This is a genomic window from Elioraea tepida (assembly GCF_019203965.1).
GTDB classification, from domain to species: Bacteria; Pseudomonadota; Alphaproteobacteria; order Acetobacterales; family Acetobacteraceae; genus Elioraea_A; species Elioraea_A tepida.
Genome location: NZ_CP076448.1, coordinates 1 through 16,988 on the forward strand (window position 1 = coordinate 1; position 16,988 = coordinate 16,988).

General features: G+C 69.6%; 18 protein-coding genes and 1 riboswitch. Of the genes, 9 read left to right on the forward strand and 9 right to left on the reverse strand.

What is annotated here, in order from left to right; all coding sequences use genetic code 11:
• Positions 1-1,188 carry a multidrug effflux MFS transporter gene (locus KO353_RS00005; protein WP_235691943.1) on the forward strand — a complete coding sequence of 396 codons (1,188 nt, stop codon included), beginning with the start codon at positions 1-3 and terminating at the stop codon, positions 1,186-1,188.
• 12 nt (positions 1,189-1,200) lie between these two features.
• On the opposite strand, the gene KO353_RS00010 is transcribed toward KO353_RS00005, so the two are convergent.
• Positions 1,201-1,794 (reverse strand): YqgE/AlgH family protein, encoded by a 594-nt coding sequence (locus KO353_RS00010; protein WP_218285778.1) that lies wholly within the window; start codon positions 1,792-1,794, stop codon positions 1,201-1,203.
• Positions 1,795-2,025: 231 nt separating this feature from the next.
• Between KO353_RS00010 and KO353_RS00015 the strand changes: the two genes are divergently transcribed.
• Entirely contained in the window at positions 2,026-2,508 is a 483-nt protein-coding gene (locus tag KO353_RS00015; protein ID WP_218285779.1) for a peroxiredoxin, read from the forward strand.
• A 155-nt stretch (positions 2,509-2,663) separates the two neighbouring features.
• Here the strand turns inward: KO353_RS00015 and KO353_RS00020 are convergent, their stop codons facing one another.
• The 5 genes from KO353_RS00020 to KO353_RS00040 form a co-directional block, all read right to left on the reverse strand.
• Complete coding sequence (locus tag KO353_RS00020; protein ID WP_235691944.1) at positions 2,664-3,611, reverse strand: allantoinase PuuE; 948 nt, start codon at positions 3,609-3,611, stop codon at positions 2,664-2,666.
• Positions 3,612-3,731: 120 nt separating this feature from the next.
• Complete coding sequence (locus KO353_RS00025; protein WP_218285780.1) at positions 3,732-4,553, reverse strand: ABC transporter permease; 822 nt, start codon at positions 4,551-4,553, stop codon at positions 3,732-3,734.
• Positions 4,546-5,433, reverse strand: coding sequence for an ABC transporter permease (locus KO353_RS00030; RefSeq protein ID WP_235691945.1), 888 nt, complete (start codon positions 5,431-5,433; stop codon positions 4,546-4,548). The genes KO353_RS00025 and KO353_RS00030 overlap by 8 nt, the downstream gene beginning before the upstream one ends.
• Entirely contained in the window at positions 5,430-6,458 is a 1,029-nt protein-coding gene (locus KO353_RS00035) for an extracellular solute-binding protein (RefSeq protein ID WP_218285781.1), read from the reverse strand. The genes KO353_RS00030 and KO353_RS00035 overlap by 4 nt, the downstream gene beginning before the upstream one ends.
• 2 nt (positions 6,459-6,460) lie before the next feature.
• Positions 6,461-7,561 carry an ABC transporter ATP-binding protein gene (locus KO353_RS00040; protein WP_218285782.1) on the reverse strand — a complete coding sequence of 367 codons (1,101 nt, stop codon included), beginning with the start codon at positions 7,559-7,561 and terminating at the stop codon, positions 6,461-6,463.
• Positions 7,562-7,742: 181 nt separating this feature from the next.
• On the opposite strand from KO353_RS00040, the gene KO353_RS00045 reads away from it, so the two are divergent.
• Entirely contained in the window at positions 7,743-8,123 is a 381-nt protein-coding gene (locus KO353_RS00045) for a hypothetical protein (protein WP_218285783.1), read from the forward strand.
• 51 nt (positions 8,124-8,174) lie between these two features.
• On the forward strand, positions 8,175-8,840 hold the full coding sequence (locus KO353_RS00050; RefSeq protein WP_218285784.1) for a DUF3137 domain-containing protein: 666 nt from the start codon (positions 8,175-8,177) through the stop codon (positions 8,838-8,840).
• Here the strand turns inward: KO353_RS00050 and rnhA are convergent.
• From rnhA to ispH, 3 genes are read right to left on the reverse strand one after another with little or no spacing between them, the layout of a single operon-like run.
• On the reverse strand, positions 8,837-9,292 hold the full coding sequence (rnhA, locus tag KO353_RS00055) for a ribonuclease HI (RefSeq protein ID WP_218285785.1): 456 nt from the start codon (positions 9,290-9,292) through the stop codon (positions 8,837-8,839). The two genes, KO353_RS00050 and rnhA, sit on opposite strands and share 4 nt — an antisense overlap.
• Complete coding sequence (locus KO353_RS00060) at positions 9,285-10,247, reverse strand: homoserine kinase (RefSeq protein WP_218285786.1); 963 nt, start codon at positions 10,245-10,247, stop codon at positions 9,285-9,287. The genes rnhA and KO353_RS00060 overlap by 8 nt, the downstream gene beginning before the upstream one ends.
• 10 nt (positions 10,248-10,257) lie before the next feature.
• Positions 10,258-11,241, reverse strand: a complete 984-nt coding sequence (ispH, locus tag KO353_RS00065) for a 4-hydroxy-3-methylbut-2-enyl diphosphate reductase (protein ID WP_218285787.1) — start codon at positions 11,239-11,241, stop codon at positions 10,258-10,260.
• Between the two features lie 74 nt (positions 11,242-11,315).
• On the opposite strand from ispH, the gene KO353_RS00070 reads away from it, so the two are divergent.
• From KO353_RS00070 to gcvP, 5 genes are all read left to right on the forward strand, one after another.
• The gene (locus tag KO353_RS00070; protein ID WP_218285788.1) at positions 11,316-11,606 is read left to right on the forward strand and encodes a CDGSH iron-sulfur domain-containing protein; all 291 of its coding nucleotides are present in this window, start codon (positions 11,316-11,318) and stop codon (positions 11,604-11,606) included.
• Positions 11,607-11,640: 34 nt separating this feature from the next.
• A complete protein-coding gene (locus tag KO353_RS00075; RefSeq protein ID WP_218285789.1) occupies positions 11,641-12,255 on the forward strand; it encodes a hypothetical protein in 615 nt (204 codons plus the stop codon).
• A gap of 166 nt (positions 12,256-12,421) precedes the next feature.
• Positions 12,422-12,536: riboswitch (glycine riboswitch) on the forward strand.
• Positions 12,537-12,582: 46 nt separating this feature from the next.
• The gene (gcvT, locus tag KO353_RS00080; RefSeq protein ID WP_268906200.1) at positions 12,583-13,686 is read left to right on the forward strand and encodes a glycine cleavage system aminomethyltransferase GcvT; all 1,104 of its coding nucleotides are present in this window, start codon (positions 12,583-12,585) and stop codon (positions 13,684-13,686) included.
• 15 nt (positions 13,687-13,701) lie between these two features.
• On the forward strand, positions 13,702-14,076 hold the full coding sequence (gcvH, locus tag KO353_RS00085; protein ID WP_218285790.1) for a glycine cleavage system protein GcvH: 375 nt from the start codon (positions 13,702-13,704) through the stop codon (positions 14,074-14,076).
• A 14-nt stretch (positions 14,077-14,090) separates the two neighbouring features.
• Complete coding sequence (gene gcvP / locus KO353_RS00090) at positions 14,091-16,985, forward strand: aminomethyl-transferring glycine dehydrogenase (protein WP_218285791.1); 2,895 nt, start codon at positions 14,091-14,093, stop codon at positions 16,983-16,985.
• Positions 16,986-16,988: the final 3 nt, after the last annotated feature.

Consider the following 16,988-nt stretch of genomic DNA (forward strand, 5'->3'; position numbering starts at 1 on the left):
GTGCCGCGCACGCCGCCCGTGTGGCTGCTCGTGCTGATGACGGCGATCGGGCCGTTCAGGATGCAGATCGTGGCACCGGCCATCCCCGGCCTCACGGCCGCCCTCGGTGCAGCTCCGGCGGAGGCGCAGCTGACGCTGACCGTCTATCTCGGCGGTGTCGCGGCAGGCCAGCGCCTGCATGGCCCTCTGTCCGACCGCTTCGGGCGTCGTCCGGTCGCGATCGTCGGGCTGGCCGTGTTCCTCGCAGCCTCAGCGGCCGGTGCCGTCAGCGGCTCGATCGGACGCCTCGTCGCCTGGCGTGGTGCACAGGCGCTCGGCGCCTGTTCGGGCATGGTGCTCGCCCGCGCGATCATCCGCGACTGCCACCCGCGCGACCAGGCTGCGAGCGTGATGGCCTACGTGTTCATGGGCATGACGGTCGCGCCGATGCTCGCCCCCCTCGTCGGCGCCCTGCTCGACGAACGATTCGGCTGGTGCGCCCTGATGGCGCTGCCGGCGGTGGCCGGGCTCGCACCTCTTGCCGCCGTTCTCTTGTGCCTTCCCGAGACGCTGCCGCGCGAGGCGAAGGCCGCGCAGGGCGGCTTCGGCTCAGTCGCTTCGGCGAGCCTCGGCCTCCTCTGCACTCCGGCCTTCCTTGTCTATGCCGGCTGCTTCGCCGCCTCCTCCGCGGTGTTCTTCGCCTTCATTGGCGGCGCGCCCTTCGTGGTCGTCACCGGGCTCGGCCTGCCGCCGACGGCGTACGCGCTCGGCTTCATGCTTCTCTCCGCGGCCTACGCCACCGGCAATGTCGTCACCGCACGTCTCGCCCGTCGCCTCGGCACGCTCAGGCTGCTCGCGGCCGGAACGGCGCTGACCTTCCTCGCCGCCGCGCTCGCTCTCGCGCTCGTCCTCTTCCGTCCGCCGGGTCTGCCCAAGCTGTTCGTCCCGGCGATGCTGATGGCGCTCGGCAACGGGGTGGCGCAGGCGAATGCGATGGCCGCTGCCGTCAGCGTCCGCCCCCAGGCCGCAGGGGCCGCCTCGGGTCTTTCGGGCGCGATCCAGATGTCCGCCGGAGCGGTGGCGACCGTGACCGTGGCCGCGCTCGAAACGGGCTCTGGTGTGGCGACGGCGGCGCTGATGCTCGCCGCGGCGACCCTCTGCCAGGCGATCCTGGTGCTCGGGCGTCGACTCGCTACGGACGAAATCTGAGCGGCTGTGGGTTCAGGCCCTGCCGGCCGCGCCGGAGAGCAGAAGCGGATCGACCTTCAGCGAGGCCAGCGCACCGCGCCACATCGCCCCAAGATCGTCGGCGAACACGAAGTCCTCCTCGGCCGGAACCGAGAGCCAGGCGTTCTGCAGGATCTCGGCATCGAGCTGGCCCGGGCCCCAGCCGGCATAGCCAAGGGCGAGGATGCCCTGCCGCGGGCCTTCGCCACGCGCGATCGCCTTCAGCACGTCGATCGAGGAGGTGAGGGCGAACCTGTCGTCGATTAGGAGCGAGCCCTCCTGCACCCAATCGGCCGTGTGCAGGACGAAGCCCTTCGCCGTCTCGACCGGCCCGCCCGCATGTATGCGGATCCGCCGCAGCGGCGGCCAGGGTTCGACCTTGAGCTGCTCGAGCAGCGAGTCGAACGAAAGGCCGGCGAAGGGGCGATTGATCACGAGTCCCATCGCGCTTTCAGCCGTGTGCGCGACCATGAACACCACCGTTTGCGCGAACCTCGGGTCGCGCAGCGACGGCATCGCGACCAGGAGCTGTCCGGTCAGATAGCCTTCCCCGCCATCGTTCTGGGCGGCCGTGCTGTGCTTGGCCATAGCGGAGATGTTGGCGTCTCCCGTCCCGAGGACAAGACCGGGCGGGAGGGAGGATGACCGGTCGGTCCCGCGTGCGCCGCCCCGGCACCCACCTGCAGCGCGGCCGTGCCCTCCGTGCGGGAGACCGTCGACTGACCGAGGCGGCGGGTCAGCGCCTCCCCCTGGCGTTTCCTCGCCGCCGCGCTATACCCGTGCCGCGCGAGGACGCGCGTGCCAGGGGAGAGGCGAGAGATGACGATCAAGGTGGGCGACACAATCCCGGCCATGAAGCTGATGCAGGCCACTGCCGAGGGCCCGCGCGAGGTTGACACCGGCGAGCTCTTCGCCGGCAAGACGGTCGTTCTCTTCGCCGTTCCCGGCGCCTTCACGCCCACCTGCAGTGCCCAGCACCTGCCGTCCTTCCTCAAGAACTACGACGCGCTGAAGGCCAAGGGCGTCGATCTGATCGTCTGTGTGGCGGTCAACGACGTATTCGTGATGGGCGCCTGGGCCAAGGACCAGGGCGTGGGCGACAAGATTGTCATGCTCGCCGACGGGTCAGGAGCCTTCACCAAGGCACTCGGGCTCGAGCTCGACCTTGTCGCGCGTGGCCTCGGCGTGCGCAGCCAGCGCTACGCGATGGTCGTGAAGGACCGCAAGGTGACCCATCTCGCCGTCGAAGCGCCGGGCGGGTTCGAGGTGAGCAAGGCCGAGGCGGTTCTCGCCGCCCTCTGAGCCTTCTGGCACTGCGGCTGGAGGCGTTGCGACGCCGTCCGCTCCGGTGTCGAGCGCCGACGCCACCCGCGAGAGGGCGGTGCAGATCGCCGCCGTTCGACGCGGCGCGGGGCACGGCGGTGATCCGGCGTGCCGGCGGTTCCCTGCGGCGGCGGTCATCCCTCGTTGAGGCCGTAGCCCGGATAGGGGTGCACGGCCGGCCAGTGCCGGGCAATCTCGATCCTGCGGCAGATCCACACGCCCGGGCGGGCCATCATGTGGTCGAGCAGCCGCGCGAGCCCTGCTGCCCGCGCGGGGTGCCCGATCAGCCGCGGGTGCAGGCCGACCGACATCATCTTCGGCGTCTTCGCTCCCTCCTCCCAGAGCATGTCGAAGGCATCGCGCACGAAGTAGAACCACTGCTCCGAGGTAACCAGCGGGCCCACGAACTTCGCGTCGTTGTTGGTCAGCGAATACGGGATGACAAGGTGGCCCTTGCCGTCCACCGTCACCCAGAAGGGGAGTTCGTCCCCGTAATAGTCGCTGTCGTAGAGAAAGCCGCCATGTTCGACCAGCAGGCGGCGGGTGTTCTCCGACGGGCCGTAGCGGCAGTACCACCCCTCGGGCCGAGCGCCGAGGGTTCGTTCGAAAGAGGCAACGGCACGTGCGATCTGCTCCCGCTCCTCGGCCTCCGATAACTCGAAATGCTTGATCCAGCGCCAGCCATGGCTGCAGACATCGAAGCCGCTTTTGCGTATGGCGGCAGCGGCCTCTGGGTTGCGCTCGAGGGCCAGCGCACAGGCGAAGACCGTGAGCGGCAGGTTCCGCTCCTGGAACAGACGCATCAGCCGCCAGAACCCCACACGGCTGCCGTATTCGAACATCCCCTCAGCCGCGAGGTCGCGCCCTGATCGCACCTGCGCGAGCCCGTGCGCCTCGGTCAGCCCCGTCTCGGTGAAGCCCTCTCCGTCCTGCACCGAGGGCTCGGAGCCTTCCTCGACGTTCATCACGAAGTTCACCGCGAGCCGCGCACCGCCGGGCCAGCGGGGGTCCGGCGGCGACCGCCCGTAGCCGACGAAGTCGCGTCGCACCTGGTAGGGCACGGCGGAAGTCTCGACCGTCAAGAAAAGGGGAGCATCGCTGGGGAGCGTACCGCGCCCACCTCACCTTGGCAGCCGCGATCACGGCCGAAGAACGTCGAAGACGCGAGCGGCGACGCGAACATCGCGGGCAGGGCCACGCCCTCAGCCCCGCATCCGGCGCGTCAGGCCAACGAGCCACTCCATCACCACCATCAGAACGATGGCAACCGCGATCAGCACGCCCGAGACGGCGGCGACGCGAACATCGAGCGTGCTCTCCATCATGCCCCAGATGCGGATCGGGAGCATGTCGGTTCGCGCCGAAGAGAGGAACAGAGAGACCGGGACGTTGTCGACCGAAGCCATGAAGGCCAGGAATGTTCCGGCAGCGATCCCAGGGGCGATCAGCGGCAGGGTGACGCGTCGGAACGAGTAGAGCCTACCTGCCCCGAGGCTCGCCGAGGCGTCGAGCAGGGCGGGGTCGAGCTGCGTGAGGGAGGCGCCGACAGTGCGCAGCACGAAGGGAACAATCACAATCAGGTGCCCGGCGATGAGGAGCTCGAGCGAGGGGCGGAACCCGAGCAGCGTGAAGTAGACGAGCGCAGCGAGGCCGAAGGCGAGACCGGGCAGGACGAGCGGCGACATGAAGAAGCCGTCGAGCGCCCGCCCCGCCGCCGGAGCGAGGCGTGCGAGCCCGAGCGCAGCGAGCGTCCCCAGCACGCAGGCAAGCAGGGCCGACAGTGCCGCGACCTCGAGCGTGTTCGACGCGGCACGATGGATCTGGCTCGACCGAACCGGGTCGAGCAGAAGCTCGTACCATTGCAGGGAGAAGCCCGTCGGCGGGAAGCGGATCGAACGGCCTTCCGTCAAGCTCGTCGCAAGCACGATCAGCACAGGCCCGACGAGGATGACGAGCGCAAGAGACGCAAGCCCGCCGATGACGAGCGTGTAGGCGAGTTCGCCGATCGATCTGCGCCTAGCCACCGATACGCCCCGCCGCAACCCGCCCCACAAGCGCGATCACCGCGATCACTGCCATCACGGACACCATGAGCATCACGGCCGCCGTCGCGGCGAACGGCCAGTCAGACACCACCATCGCCTGCTGCCAGACGAGCGCGGGAAGATAGACGAGCCGCCCGCCGCCGATCACCGACTGCGAGATGAACGCCGTCGTCGAGGAGGCGAAGACAAGCAGGCACCCGGCCGAGATCCCCGGCAGGCTCAATGGGAGAATCACCGTGAACAACGTCCGCCACGGCGAGGCGCCGAGCGAGGCGGAGGCATCGATGACGTTCGGGTCAATGCGCGAAATGACCGCCAGCAGTGGCAGCATTAGAAGCGGCATCTCGATCTGCGTGAGCGCGATGACGAGCCCAAGCTCAGTCTGCAACAGCCGCAACGGCTCGCTCGCGAGGCCGAGGCCGAGAACGAGCGCGTTCACCACACCTTCCCGCCCGAGAATGACGATCCAGGCAAAGGTGCGCACCACCACCGACGTCAGGAGCGGCAGCACGACGATGAAGAGGAGCATGCGCTGCCAGAACGGCGGAGCAGTGCGCCAGACGAGGGCGAGGGGAAGGCCGAGCAGGACCGTCGCCGCGACCGTTTTCGCACCGAGAAGCAGCGTATCCGCCACCACCTTCCAGTGGAACGGATCGCCCAGGAAACGCTCCCACTGCCTCAGGCCAAGCGTGGTCATGCGCTCGTCGGCGTAGAAGCTGACCGCGAGCAGCATCAGAAGCGGCGCGGCGAAGAAGGCGAGATAGGCGGCGCCGAGCGGAAGCGTGAGCGCCCAAGGGCCGATGTCGCGGCGGAGAGGGGCCGCGCCGGCAGCGACCGGCGCGGCGACGGCGATGCTCACCGCGCCATCTCGCGGTTGAAGCGCTGGATCCAGTCAGACCGAAGTGGGTTGATTTTGCTCCAGTCATGGGAGACGAAATTGGCCATCTCGTCGAGGCTGCGCATGGGCATGTCGGCGCCGAGCGGAACGGCCTGGTTGACCGGGATGAAGTTGAAGGGCGGCTTCGACAGGGCCTCCTGCACACCGGCGGAGACCACCGTGTCGATGTAGCGGTAGGCGTTCGCCGCCTCGCGCGTTCCCTTCACGAGGTGCATGGTGGTGAGGAACGCGGGCGCGCCGGTCTCGGGAATGGCGAAGGCGATGTCAACGCCGCGCTCCTTCAGTGTCTGGACGTTCTGCGTGTTGGTGTACATCACGTCGCACTGCCCCTGCTGGAACAGCCCGGGCATGGCAGCCGGAGCGCCGACGGCAGCGATTCGCGGCAGCACCTTCTTGAGCTCGACGAAGGCGGGTTCGACATTCGTCTCCGACCCGCCGAACACCTTCGCGATCTCGATCAGGCTCACGGTTCCGAAGGTGGTCTGGAAGCCGGTGATGCCGAGGCGCGAGACGAATGGCTCACGAAACAGATCGGCCCAGCCCTTCGGCGCGGGCAGCTTGCGCGGATTGTAGGCGATGCCGACGACCTGAACGCTCACCCCAATGCCCCACTGGTCGATCATGCGTTCCGGAACCTGCGCGCGATTCGGGATCTGCCGCGCGTCGAACGGCTCGCACAACCCGCGCTCGATCGCGGTGATTCTCGGGCCCGGGTCGAGAACGAACACGTCGAAGGGTGGGGCGCCGCGCGCGGCCTGCACCTTGTTCACCTGGTCGACCGCGAAGAGTGGCTCCATCGCGAGATCAACATTGTGGGCGCGCTTCAGGGCCGGAACGACATGGGTCCGGAACGCCTCGTCCCAAGCGCCAGGATAGATGGCGGCGGTGACGCTGCCGCGTGCCCGGGCGGGAGTCGCGATGGACGCGGCGGCGAGGCCGCCGAGTGAGAGCAGGGCCGCGCGGCGGCCGAGGCTGAGGCGTGGCATGGTCAGTCCTCCACGGTGTCTGGGAAGGGGAAGAGAGCGGGGCGGGCATCCTCGGCGAGGCGGCAGAAGCCCCTCGGGCCATGATCGGGGATCGCCCCGCGGCGGGTCTCGGTGAGCCGGAGCGTGGTTCCGTCAGAGGTCGTCGCCTCGCGGATCGTCTGCCCGCCGAGCGGTACGGCAAGGCCGAGCGTGACCGGAAAACGCCCCTCACCCGGACCATCCGCGAGCATGAGATGCTCCGGGCGGACCGACAGCAGCACGCGCTGGCCGGCGCCGACGCCGCAGGCATCGAGCGTGACCTCGGCGCCGGCGTCGAGCCTGACCGTGACGCGGCCAGCCACAACCGCCTTCACCGTGCCGGCGAGGCGGTTGGCCGTGCCGATGAAGCCCGCGACGAACAGGGTGGCGGGCGTGTCGTAGACCGCGACCGGCGAGCCAAGCTGTTCGATCCGGCCGCGGCGCATCACCGCGATCCGATCGGCGACGCTCATTGCCTCGTCCTGGTCATGCGTGACGAGGATCGCGGTCAGCCCGAGGCTGCGCTGCAGACGCTTGATCTCGATCTGCATGTCGAGGCGCAAGGAGCGGTCGAGCGCAGCGAAGGGCTCGTCGAGCAGAAGGATCCGGGGATCGATCGCAAGCGCGCGCGCAAGCGCCACGCGCTGCTGCTGCCCGCCGGAGAGATGTGCCGGCCGCCGGTCTCGCAGCGGGCCGAGCTGGACGAGCTCGAGCAGTTCCGCCACGCGCTTCGTCACCGCCTCACCGCGCTGGCCGCGGGCGCGCAGGCCGTAGGCGACGTTCTCGGCGACGGTCATGTGCGGAAAGAGGGCGTAGTTCTGGAACACGATGCCGACATTGCGCCGGTTCGGCGGCAGAGCGTCGACGCGCTCGCCATCGATCATCACCGCGCCTGACGCCTGCCGCACGAAGCCCGCGACGGTGCGCAAGAGCGTGGTCTTACCGCATCCGGAGGGGCCGAGGAGAGCGACCACCTCTCCAGGCTCAACCGAGAGAGAAACGCCCGCGAGCGCAACGAAACTACCGTAGCGGACGATCAGGTCCTCGACGTCGAGTGTATGGCCGCGACGGATCGAGCCGGGCATTCGGACTGGCCTGGGTGCAGAGAGGTGGGTCACGGCCCGACGGGGAAGCAAGCTGCGTGCCAGTCGGAGCGCGACGGGGCGGGCGAGGCGCGGTGACGAGGTCTGCCCAGGAAAAGGGCAGAGAGAGAGGCGGGCTGCCCCCAGGCTGCGCACGGACGCTGCCGGGAGGATCCGTGCCAACATGGCAGAACGTCCTCCCGCGACCGTTCCGCCGCCGCCCGCGTGCGGCACACCTGCATGGGCGATCGTCCTCGACAGCGCAGCGGAAGCAGGCCAGACTGTTCCGATGACGGATGGTTCCCCGAGCGTCGATGCCGGCGAGGCGATGCGCGCGCGACACGGGCGGCTTGACGCCCTTCTCGCCGAACGGCTCGACCATCTTCTTCCCACGCTCGCCGCCGAGCAGAAGAGGACGCGCCTTGCCTGGGGCGGCGGCCTCGCCGTTGCCGTCCTGGTCATGCTTCTCGCGCTCGCGGCGGAGGCCATGGAGGTCGCCGCCTTCGGCTTCGTCGCCATCCTGTTGGCCGGGAGCGGGCTTCACCACCACGCAGGCGTGTTCTGAACCCATGTGCGCGCGGCCGTCACTCCGATCGTATGCGAGGCGATCGGCGAGATGACATCGGACAGCGGGGCCGGCCACGAGGTGCTTGGCCGGCTGCGCAGCTTGCCGATCGTCGCCGCCTTCGCCCATCACACGCTTGATGACGTGTTCGCCGGCACGCATGACGGCACCGGCTTCATCCTCGCCGAGATCAGGCTGTTCAACCGCACGACGCGCATGACCGGGTCGGGGCCGAACCGCAGGCCTTCGACGCGTGAGAGCACGGTCTTCAAGGGGCTTCTGTTCCTGATCGAGACACCGGAGAAGATCCCGGTGCGGATCCTCCTGCGCGGGCCGCGGATCCCGTGGTTCGCCGCGTGGCGTCTTCCTGCCCCGACTCTCGGCAAGCTCGGCTTCGTGCGCGTTCCGGTGCCTGACGCCGCCTTCTCGCGCCACCTCTCGCTCTGGGCGGAGGATGGCGAGGCGGCATTGCGTGTGATCGGCCCCGACCTCGCGGCCACGCTCGCCCGGCTTGCGGCGACCGCGCGCTGGCGCCGCCTTGATGCCGGGTTCTCGGGGACGCGGTTCCTCCTGCTCCTGCCGAAGGGCGGCAACAGCTTCGCCATCGGCGGGCTGTTCCGCCCGCTCTCTCGGCTCGGCGACGAGGCGCACCGCCTGCTCGAGGAGGTGATGGTGGTGCACCGGCTGATCGATGTTCTGAAGGGGAAGGCGGGTTAGCGGGCGCCGAGCGACTCCCGTGCCGCGGTCGCGAGCGCGTCGGCGCGCTCGTTCATCGGGTCGCCGGAATGACCGCGCACCCAGCGCCACTCGACCTCGTGCCGCTTGGCGGCCTCGAGCAGCCTCTGCCACAGGTCCATGTTGGCGACCGGCTCGCGGGATGCGCCGCGCCAGTTGTTCCGCACCCAGCCGCTCACCCAGCGTGTGACGCCGTTGCGGAGATATTCGCTGTCGGTGTGGATCACGACACGCGAGGGTCGCTTCAGGGCCTCGAGCGCGGCGATCGCCGCCGTGAGCTCCATGCGGTTGTTCGTGGTCTCGCGTTCCGCCCCCGAAAGCTCCTTCTCGTGGCCCTTCCAGCGCAGGATCGCGCCCCAGCCGCCGGGGCCCGGGTTCGGCTTGCAGCCGCCGTCCGTCCAGGCCTCGACGACGGGGCGATCGGGCTCAGTCAAGCCCGTAGTCCCGCGCGCTTCGCGCCGCGCGGTGGAAGCGCAGCTTGCGCGCGTATTCGAGCGGGTCCTTCGGCGTGACGAGCGCTCCGGCCGGGTGGTTCAGCCAGTCATGCAGGCGGGTCAGAAGGAACCGCAGCGCAGCGCCGGCGCAGAGCACGGGAAGCGCCTCCCGTTCCGGTACCGAAAGGGGCCGCTGCGCCGTGTAGGCGGCGAGGAGAAGCCGTGCTTTCGTGACGTTGAACGAGGCGTCCGCCTCGAAGCACCAGGCGTTGAGACACACCGCGACATCGTACGCGTAGAGGTCGGTGCAGGCGAAATAGAAGTCGATCAGGCCCGAGACGCGGTCGCCCAAGAAAAACACGTTGTCGGGGAAGAGATCGGCGTGGATCTGCCCGCGCGGAAGCCCCTCCGGCCAGGCGGAGAGGATGGCGGAGAGGGCGGACTCGATCTCCTCGGCGAGGCCCGCGCGCACCTCGTCGGCGCGCGTGGCAGATTGGGCGAAGAGCGGCCGCCAGCCGGCAGGCCCGAGCGCGTTCGCGCGGGTGAGCGGGAACCCCTCGCCGGCGTGATGCAGCGCGGCGAGAGCGGCGCCCACGCCAGCGCAGTGCTCGTTCCGGACACGTCTCGGCCAAACACCCGGCAGGAAGGTCTGAACCGCCGCCGGCCTGCCGCAGAGCGTTCGGAACAGCGCTCCGTCCTTCGCCGCGACCGGAACTGGGCAGCTCAGCCCCCGCGCAGAGAGGTGGCGCATCAGGCCGAGGAAATAGGGCAGGTCGGCCGGATCGACCCGCTTCTCATAGAGCGTGAGAACGAACTGTCCGGCCGTGGTGATCAGGAGGTAGTTCGAGTTCTCCACCCCCTCGGCGATGCCCTTGAAGGAGAGAGCGGTGCCGATGTCATAGGCCTCGAGGAACGACGCGAGCGCCTCGTCCGACACCTCGGTGTAGACGGCCATGCGGAGCCGCTCAGGCGCTCGCGAGCGCTGCCGGAAGGCGGAAGACGATGTCCTCCTCCGCCACGCGTACCTCCTCGACGGTGACGGAAAAGCGCGTGCGCAGATGCTCGATCAGCTCCTCGACGAGCTGTTCGGGTGCCGAGGCGCCGGCCGTCAGCCCGAGCACGGAGACGCCCGAGAGCGCCTCGAGGTCGAGCTCGGCCGCGCGCTGGACCATCACCGCGCGCGGGCAGCCCGCCCGGGCGGCGACCTCGACGAGGCGGAGGCTGTTCGAGCTGTTCGGCGCGCCGATGACGATCACCATGTCGGCGCCCGGCGCGATTGCCTTCACCGCGGCCTGGCGGTTCGTCGTCGCGTAGCAGATGTCCTCGCGCCGCGGCCCCTCGATGGCGGGGAAGCGCTCCCGCAGCGCGGCGATGATCTCTGCCGTATCGTCCACCGAAAGCGTGGTCTGGGTGATGTAGGCGAGCGGCACTCCCTCCGGGACCGAGACCGTCCGCGCATCGTCGACACTCTCGACCAGCGTCACCCCTCCCGGCGGCAGCTGCCCCATCGTGCCCACCACTTCCGGGTGGCCGGCATGGCCGATCAGAATTAGGTGCCTGCCTTGGGCGAAGTGCTTCTCCGCCTCGCGGTGAACCTTCGTCACCAGCGGGCAGGTGGCATCGAGCTGATAGAGGCCGCGCGCCTCGGCATCCGCCAGCACAGACTTGGGCACGCCATGCGCCGAGAACACGACCGGCACCTGCGGGCGATGGTCGCGCTGGGGCACCTCGTCGAGCTCCTCGACGAACACCGCCCCCTTCGCCTCGAGGCTCTCCACGACGAAGCGGTTGTGCACGACCTCGTGGCGGACATAGACCGGAGGCCCGAACCGCCTGAGCGCCTCCTCCACGATCTTGATGGCGCGGTCCACCCCGGCGCAGAACCCGCGCGGGCCGGCGAGCCGCACGGTCAGGGGAGGCTTGGCCGCGTTGTCTTCGGGGTCGCGCATCGGTTGTTGCCGGTGAAGCTGTGCCTCTCCATAGTGCCGCGGCGATCGTGCGGTGCACAAGCGAGGGAAGGGTGATGGCAGAGGGAGAGCAGACAGGCGGTGCGGCGGGCCGGAAACTTCCAGCGGTGGCTCAGGCCTCTCCTTACGAAGTGACGCTGAAGGCAGGAGAGAAGTACTGGTGGTGCTCCTGCGGCCTCTCGGCCACCCAGCCCTTCTGTGACGGCGCCCACAAGGGAACCGGGCTCAAGCCGGTGATGTGGAAGGCGGAGAAGGACGAGACGGTCTGGCTCTGCGGCTGCAAGGCGACAGCGGGAGCGCCCTTCTGCGACGGCAGCCACAATCGCCTCCCGGCCGATGCCGGCTAGAGAGGTCCGCCTTGGGCGCGACCGCTCTCCCGGCGTGACGATTCGCGCATGGGCGGGATGGCGCAGGTTCACGGCCAGCCCCGACCTCCCCCGGCTCTCGGTCGCGCTTGTCGCCTTTGTCCTCGTCGGATGCGAAACCCTTGGCTTCACTTCCGGCGGCAGGGGCGAGGCGCCGGTCGTCGAGCGACCCGTTCTCGTCTGCCCGCGCGTCGCGAGCCCGTCGGACACGGCCGATCTCGTCCGTTTCCGCACGCCCGAAAGCCGTGACCTGACCGACCTCGTCGTCTCGGCGCGGATCACCTCGCTCAACGGCACATGTGCGCTTGTGAACCGCAACGCCGCCGTGCAGGTGACCGTGACCATGGGCGTGGAGGCGATGCGCGGCCCGGCAGCGCCGGGGCGGACGATCCAGCTTCCCTACTTCGTCGCGGTCACGGGTCCGGACGAGGAGGTGCTGGACAAGGCGGTCTATACGCTTGCCGTCGAGTTTCCGGCCAATATGCAGCGGGCGCGCATGCAGGGCGAGGAGATACGCCTGACCATTCCGGTGACCGCGGAGCGGCCGGCTTCCGCCAACAGGGTGTATGTCGGCTTCCAGTTGACCGAGCAGGAGCTCGCACTGAACCGAAGCCGCGTGGTCGCGCGGTGACGCCGCGCGTCGCGGCGGCTTGAACCCGACGCTGCGCTGGTGCACATAAGCCCCGTTCGAACCCCCCCGTGCGGGAGAGAGCGGAACGTGGCGGTCTCGCCGCGCTTCGCCGCCGAAGGCGCAACCGGCCCCCGGAAACGCTCAGGCACCAGGGACCGCTTCGGGGAGACGAACCTCTGGAAAGCCGGCGCCCGTGCTACGGGCGCCGCACCGACGGAGTAAGGGCGCCCGCCTCGGGAGCGGCGCCCGAATCTCTCAGGTCACGGGACAGAGGGGGGTCGCGCCTTCGGCATTCTGCCGCAGGGCGGCTAGCTGTTGGGGGAACCCGTGGCCGAGGATCTGAAGACGACGCCGCTTGACGCGCTGCACCGATTGCTCGGCGCGCGGATGGTCCCCTTCGCCGGGTATGCGATGCCGCTTCAATATCCGGCCGGGATCATCGCCGAGCACACGCAGTGCCGCACGAAGGCCGCTCTGTTCGATGTCAGCCACATGGGCCAGGCGGTGCTGCGCGGCGAGGGGGCGGCGCTGGCGCTCGAGGCGCTCACCCCGGCTGACGTCCAGAGCCTCAAGCCTGGGCGTCAGAAATACGCCCTGCTCACCGTGGCAGACGGAGGGATCCTCGACGATTTCATGGTCGCGAACCGGGGCGACCATCTTCTCCTCGTCGTCAACGCCGCGTGCAAGGACGCCGACTTCGCCCATATCGCCGCGCATCTGCCCGCGGGCGTGCGTCTCGAGCGTTGGGATGACCGTGCCCTGCTCGCACTCCAGGGGCCGGCGGCGGAGGCCGTGATGATCCGCCTCGGCGGCACAGCTGCCGCCGCCCTGCCGTTCCTCGGCGTGGGCGAGGTCACGCTCGCCGGAATCCCTGCCATCGTCTCGCGCTCGGGCTATACCGGCGAGGACGGGTTCGAGATCTCCGTCGCCGCTGACCAGGCTGAGGCGCTCGCGCGGGCGATCCTCGCCGACGCGGACGTCGCCCCGGCGGGGCTCGGGGCACGCGACAGTCTCCGTCTCGAGGCCGGGCTCTGCCTCTACGGCAACGACATCGACCGCACGACGAGCCCGGTCGAGGCGGCTCTCACCTGGACCATCGGCAAGCGACGGCGAAGCGAGTGGACCTTCCTCGGCGCCGAGCGGGTACGGGCTGAGCTCGAAAGCGGGCCGAGGCGGATCCGAGTCGGCCTCCGCCCCGAAGGCCGCGCGCCCGCGCGCGCACACACGCCCATCCTCGCCGGGGACGGCACCACCCTCGGCGAGGTCACCTCCGGAGGCTTCGGGCCGAGCCTCAATGCACCGGTCGCGATGGGCTATGTGCCGCCCGCCTTCGCCGGAGAAGGAACCGAGCTCACTCTTCTCGTGCGCGGCAAGCCGTTGCCCGCGCGCGTCACACCCACCCCCTTCGTTCCCCACCGCTACAAGCGCTGAGCAAGGAGCCACCCGATGAGCGAGCTTCGTTTCTCCAAGGACCACGAATGGGTGCGCTTCGACGGCGACGTTGCCACCGTCGGCATCAGCGACCACGCGCAGACCGCGCTCGGCGACGTCGTCTTCGTCGAGCTGCCGGAGGTCGGGCGCGTGGTCTCGGCGGGCGAGGCCTGCGCCGTGGTCGAGAGCGTCAAGGCCGCCTCCGACATCTACGCTCCTCTCTCAGGCAGGATCGTCGAGGTCAACACGGCGCTTGCCGAGAACCCGGGCCTCGTCAACGCCGAGCCGACCGGCGAGGGATGGTTCTTCCGGATCGAACCGTCCGACCCCTCCGAAGCAGAGGCGCTGATGGACGAGACCGCCTACGCCGCTTTCCTCGAGACGCTCTGAGCCGGAGAACGCGCATGAACGCCATCGCCGAGTTCGACTCGCTTTCGGGGCGCGAGGAGTTCCGCGCGCGCCACATCGCCCCCTCGGCGGCAGAGCAGGCGGCGATGCTCGCCGCGCTTGGCCTGCCCGATCGTGAGACGCTGATCGCCCGAACCGTTCCGGACGCGATCCGCCTCACGCGCCGCATGGCAATCCCCCCCGCGCGCTCGGAGGCGGAGGTTCTTGCCGAGCTCGCGGCGCTGGCCGCCGAGAACCGCTCCGACATCAAGAGCCTGATCGGGCTCGGCTATCACGGCACCCATGTGCCGCCGGTGATCCTGCGCAACGTGCTCGAGAACCCCGGCTGGTACACTGCCTACACGCCCTACCAGGCGGAGATCGCCCAGGGGCGTCTCGAGGCGCTGCTGAACTTCCAGACGATGGTCACCGAACTGACCGGGATGGAGATCGCCAACGCCTCGCTGCTCGACGAGGGCACGGCGGCGGCCGAGGCGATGGCGCTCGCTCTGCATGTCCAGAAGGGCGGAAGCCGGCTCCTCCTCGCCGCCGCCGACTGCCATCCTCAGACCCTCGCCGTGGTCGAAACCCGGGCCCGCCCGCTCGGCATCACGGTCGAGCGCGTGGCCTTCGCCGACCTCGCCGCGTCGTGCGCCCGCAAGCCCTTCGGCGTCCTGGTGCAGACCCCCTCGACGACCGGTGAGCTCCGCGACCTTGCGGGCGTGATCGCCGCGGCGAAGGGCGCGGGCGCGCTTGCGATCGTCGCCGCCGACCTTCTGTCGCTCGCGCTGATCCGGCCGCCGGGCGAGATGGGAGCCGACGTTGTCGTCGGCTCGGCGCAGCGCTTCGGTGTTCCATTCGGCTATGGCGGGCCGCACGCGGCCTTCTTCGCCACACGGGATGCGTTCAAGCGGCAGATGCCCGGCCGGCTTGTCGGCGTCTCGGTCGATGCCGCCGGTCGGCCGGCGCTCAGGCTCGCGCTTCAGACGCGCGAACAGCACATCCGCCGCGAGAAGGCGACCTCGAACATCTGCACCGCGCAGGTCCTGCTCGCCGTGATGGCGGGGATGTACGCGGTGTGGCACGGGGCGGACGGGCTTCAGCGGATCGCACGCCGGTGCAATCTCGCGGCACGCATCTTCGCCGCTGCTGCGCGGGACGCTGGCTTCACGCCACGCCACGGTGCCTTCTTCGACACCGTGACGCTCGACTGCGGTGATCGTGCCGAGGCGCTGATGGCCGCGGCGCTCGCGCGCGGCTTCAACCTCCGCCGCGTGAACGCGACGGATGTCGGCGTGGCGATGGACGAGACGGTGACGCGCGCTGATCTCGAGCGGCTTACCGACGCGCTCGGGGAGGCGGCGGGCCGGAGCGTGACGCTGCCCGAGACAGCCGATCCCTCGATCCCGGAGGGTCTTCTGCGCACGAGCCGCTTCCTGCGCCAGGCGGTGTTCAACAGCCACCACGCCGAGCACGAGATGCTGCGCTACCTCAAGCGGCTCGAGGACAAGGACGTGGCGCTCAATCGCTCCATGATCCCGCTCGGCTCCTGCACCATGAAGCTGAACGCGACCGCGGAGATGATCCCCATCACCAACCCGGGCTTCGCGAACATCCACCCCTTCGCTCCGGCAGAGCAGGCGCGGGGCTACCGCACGCTCATCACGCGCCTGGAACAGTGGCTCTGCGCCGTGACGGGTTTCGCCGCCGTGTCGCTGCAGCCGAACGCGGGCAGCGCCGGCGAGTATGCGGGGCTTCTCGCCATACGCGGCTTCCACGAGAGCCGCGGCGAGGGGCATCGTGACGTGTGCCTCATCCCCACCTCGGCGCACGGCACCAACCCGGCCTCGGCGGTGATGGCCGGGTTCCGCGTTGTCGCCGTCGCCTGCGACCGTGACGGCAATGTCGATCTCGCCGACCTGCGCGCCAAGGCTGAGGCGAACGCCTCGCGTCTCGCCGCCCTGATGGTCACCTACCCCTCGACACATGGCGTGTTCGAGGAGGCGATCGCCGAGATCTGCGCGATCGTCCACGCCCATGGCGGGCAGGTGTACATGGATGGCGCCAACATGAACGCCCAGGTCGGCCTGACCAGCCCGGCGGCGATCGGCGCCGATGTGTGCCATCTCAACCTGCACAAGACGTTCTGCATCCCGCATGGCGGCGGCGGGCCCGGGGTTGGCCCGATCGGCGTCGCGGCCCATCTCGCGCCGTTCCTGCCGAACCACCCGCTTGTTCCCGAGGCGGGCCCTGCGAGCGGGCCGGGCCCGGTCGCCTCGGCGCCGTGGGGCAGCGCCGGAATCCTGCCGATTCCTTACGCCTACATCGCGATGATGGGGGAGGAGGGCCTGCGGGAGGCGAGCGAGGTCGCGATCCTCAACGCCAACTACATCGCGCACCGGCTCGCGCCCCACTACCCGATCCTCTATCGCGGCGCGCACGGCTTCGTGGCCCACGAGTGCATCATCGACTGCCGCGGCTTCCAGGCCTCCGCGGGCGTGATGGTCGAGGACATCGCCAAGCGCCTTCAGGACTACGGCTTCCACGCGCCGACCATGTCCTGGCCCGTGGCGGGCACGCTGATGATCGAGCCGACCGAAAGCGAATCGAAGGCCGAGCTCGACCGGTTCTGCGACGCGATGATCGCGATCCGTGCCGAGATCCGCGCGATCGAGGAGCGCCGCTGGCCGATCGGCGACAACCCGATCAAGAACGCGCCGCACACTGCCGAGGACGTCACCGCCGAGGTCTGGACGCACCCCTATTCGCGCCAGGTCGCGGTGATGCCGCTGCCGTTCGTCGCAGCGGCGAAATATTGGCCACCCGTCAAGCGCGTTGACAACGTCTACGGCGACCGTAACCTGGTTTGCACCTGCGAGCCGATGGAGAGCTACGCGCAGGCCGCGGAGTGAGCG

Bases quoted from the DNA above. Each gene is read 5' to 3' on its own strand.
- KO353_RS00010 (WP_218285778.1), bottom strand. From the start codon at position 1,794: ATGGCCAAGCACAGCACGGCCGCCCAGAACGATGGCGGGGAAGGCTAT.
- KO353_RS00015 (WP_218285779.1), top strand. From the start codon at position 2,026: ATGACGATCAAGGTGGGCGACACAATCCCGGCCATGAAGCTGATGCAG.
- KO353_RS00035 (WP_218285781.1), bottom strand. From the start codon at position 6,458: ATGCCACGCCTCAGCCTCGGCCGCCGCGCGGCCCTGCTCTCACTCGGC.
- KO353_RS00040 (WP_218285782.1), bottom strand. From the start codon at position 7,561: ATGCCCGGCTCGATCCGTCGCGGCCATACACTCGACGTCGAGGACCTG.
- KO353_RS00045 (WP_218285783.1), top strand. From the start codon at position 7,743: ATGGCAGAACGTCCTCCCGCGACCGTTCCGCCGCCGCCCGCGTGCGGC.
- KO353_RS00050 (WP_218285784.1), top strand. From the start codon at position 8,175: ATGACATCGGACAGCGGGGCCGGCCACGAGGTGCTTGGCCGGCTGCGC.
- KO353_RS00060 (WP_218285786.1), bottom strand. From the start codon at position 10,247: ATGGCCGTCTACACCGAGGTGTCGGACGAGGCGCTCGCGTCGTTCCTC.
- ispH (WP_218285787.1), bottom strand. From the start codon at position 11,241: ATGCGCGACCCCGAAGACAACGCGGCCAAGCCTCCCCTGACCGTGCGG.
- KO353_RS00070 (WP_218285788.1), top strand. From the start codon at position 11,316: ATGGCAGAGGGAGAGCAGACAGGCGGTGCGGCGGGCCGGAAACTTCCA.
- gcvH (WP_218285790.1), top strand. From the start codon at position 13,702: ATGAGCGAGCTTCGTTTCTCCAAGGACCACGAATGGGTGCGCTTCGAC.
- gcvP (WP_218285791.1), top strand. From the start codon at position 14,091: ATGAACGCCATCGCCGAGTTCGACTCGCTTTCGGGGCGCGAGGAGTTC.